Source organism: Microcoleus sp. S13_C5 (genome assembly GCF_036700845.1).
Classification (GTDB): domain Bacteria; phylum Cyanobacteriota; class Cyanobacteriia; order Cyanobacteriales; family Microcoleaceae; genus Microcoleus.
The window spans coordinates 1-2,385 of the sequence record NZ_JAUBPR010000250.1 but is presented as its reverse complement, the minus strand read 5'-3'; the positions used below and the strand labels follow the sequence as shown (position 1 = coordinate 2,385).

At 41.0% G+C, this 2,385-nt stretch carries 3 protein-coding genes and 1 pseudogene; 2 read left to right on the top strand and 2 right to left on the bottom strand.

All coding sequences use genetic code 11. The features are described from left to right. Nucleotides 1-314, bottom strand: a 314-nt coding sequence (locus QUA04_RS29295) for a transposase family protein (RefSeq protein WP_333264201.1), incomplete at its 3' end; no start/stop codon positions are given. Between the two features lie 124 nt (nucleotides 315-438). On the opposite strand from QUA04_RS29295, the pseudogene QUA04_RS29290 reads away from it, so the two are divergent. Then, a pseudogene (locus QUA04_RS29290) lies at nucleotides 439-789 on the top strand (transposase); the annotation flags it as partial. Nucleotides 790-915: 126 nt separating this feature from the next. Next, entirely contained in the window at nucleotides 916-1,344 is a 429-nt protein-coding gene (locus tag QUA04_RS29285) for an IS66 family transposase (RefSeq protein ID WP_445242396.1), read from the top strand. A gap of 311 nt (nucleotides 1,345-1,655) precedes the next feature. On the opposite strand, the gene QUA04_RS29280 is transcribed toward QUA04_RS29285, so the two are convergent. Further along, a partial coding sequence (locus QUA04_RS29280; RefSeq protein WP_333264198.1) for an ISL3 family transposase occupies nucleotides 1,656-2,385 on the bottom strand: 730 nt, incomplete at its 5' end.

Here is a 2,385-nt window from a genome sequence, read left to right as displayed (position 1 = left end):
AAAACTCGTCGGAAAGTATCATCGCTCGGGATGCCATTGGGTAAGTCTAAAAATTTTTGCAACCATTGCTGCTTACTAATTCCATAATTTTCCATGTCTTCCCATCCATCACCTCCAGCTATGGTAGATAATATAGCAATGACGAGAATGTCTTTAAGTAAGTGGCGTTTGGTTCGGTTAACTCTTGGGTCGGGTACGTCGTCAAAATAACTTGACAAGCTCCCTTGTAACTTTTGCAGGGAAATAGGTTGGGGCGGGTTTTTTGGTTGCTTTGATTTAGGTGTTGCGAAAACTGGCGCGAATCCTTGATTCATTGAGTTTTACGGTTTGATGACTTAGCTTTTAAGGCATTATAGAATTGCTAATATGTAATGCCACATTTTCTCTAGTTGTCTTTTTGTCAAGTACAATTTATACCAAATTAGATGAGCTTACCCTGAATGGAGAGAACTGGGTAATCAAGCTGAAAAATTTGCCGAATCTGGAATGAAGATTGTAATTGTTTTAGACAATGCTAGTTTTCATAAAAAGAAAGATATTCTGAGCCAAATATCAGCCGAAATGCCTCATATTATTTTAGAATTTTTGCCACCTTACAGCCCCGATTATAATTTGATTGAATTGGTCTGGCATTCAGCGAAAGAATATATAGCACATCGACTGTTTAAGTCAGTAGAAGAATTGTCAGAATTACTACATAGATTATTAAATGAAGGAGAAATGGTTATTAAATGGGATCGAAAAATCAAAAATAAAGGCAATGCTATTTTATCCGGTTTAGCTGCGTAGCAGCTTAGCAGAGAATTAAGTGATGCGATTGGTTATAGCAAGCAGCAAGTAGCGTGTTTAGTAGCCTTACCAATTGAAGTGGTGGAATATCAACGAGTTAAATGTCAATGCCTAGAATGTGGAGCAATGGTGACGGGTTCACCAGCATCCGGGATAGTTCCAGGAAAAGACTTAAGTATCGACCTACAAGCATTATTGGTATGGCTAGGTAATTATGGGCACATATCCTACTCCAAGCAACAAGAGTTCCTGCGCGAACTAGGTGGAATCGAAATAGGAATAGGGACATTACAAGCGACAAATGCGCGGGTAGCCGATGCTGTAAAGTCTGCCGTTGAAGAGCTATGGAAATGGGCACCATTACAAGCAAACCTCCATGTCGATGAAACCCCTTGGTGTGTCAAGGGAGTCAAAGAATGGTTATGGACAGCTACGGGTCAAGATTTTTGCCTGTTTCATGCTGCGGATACTCGGAGTAGAGCCGAATTAGAGACGATGCTGGGGCATGAATTTGCTGGTGTGTTGAGTTCCGATGATTTTAGCGTAAGTAGGTAGGCGGGATTAAACCGAATAATGTAACAGTATGTAAACAGCTTTAACTCAGCCAGTAGAGAGCATTTGGATACTTTACCATCCTTTACATAGTTGCGTTTTTTCGCGCCGACTTACTTATAGAACCCAATTGACATCTAAGAAGAGGGTGCAAGCCTTCTAATCATCAGCCTAAGAAAACAAAGGTTGAGCTTGGCAGTCGCCGCTGTCAAACTTCTCTCAAAGTTCTTCACCAAAATTTTACATCTTTCCATCCAAGCATTTGACCGTTCAATGACCCACCGGCTCTTCTGGAGTCAAGGTGATAAGCAAAACTAATTAGAAAAGCAAGCTAATAGCCTCGCCCGAAAGTTATCAAAGTTGACAAAGCCATAGGCTTGCCGCTTAATCAACTTGATTCGATTGTTAATTCCTTCCATCACGCCACTCGTGGTTCGGTTCAAAAAATAGTTGCAGATTCCATCCAGATGATTACGAATCGTTGTGAGGACATCACAGTAAACCGAATGGGCTTTTTTTAGCCATGCGAGGAGTTGCTCTTGTCCAGCTTCGACCGTCTGAGAGCGTTCAAAAATATCTCTGAACTCTTCTTTTAATTCATAAGCAAGTTTCAAGCGTTTTGAATGCTTTAAAATGTCTGCTAATTTGACTTTCTGCTCCTGGGTTAAATCAACCCCGTTCTTGAGAAGAATTAATTTACTACCTTTGAGAGTCATTTTGGTTTCCTTACGCAGTTTATTTAATTCTTCATTGACTGGTTTCATGACATGAAATCGGTCAAATACCATCCGCGCATTGGGAAACACTTCTTGAATTACTTTCGGAAAGCCTCCCCACATATCAACACTCACTTCCTCGACTTGTTCACGCAGCCTCGGGGGCTGCTGCTGAAGCACTTTAATGATGTCCTCCTGTTTATGACTATCAATCACCTCAACCAATTTTCCACGGTCAATGTCGGCAACAGCGGTGACAAAATCTTGATGCCCTTTGCATTTACTAACTTCATCAATACTCAGACGAGTAACCGTTCCCCAGTCTGCT

Excerpts from the sequence above, each read along its gene's own strand:
- QUA04_RS29285 (WP_445242396.1), top strand. The coding sequence starts at position 916 with ATGGTGACGGGTTCACCAGCATCCGGGATAGTTCCAGGAAAAGACTTA.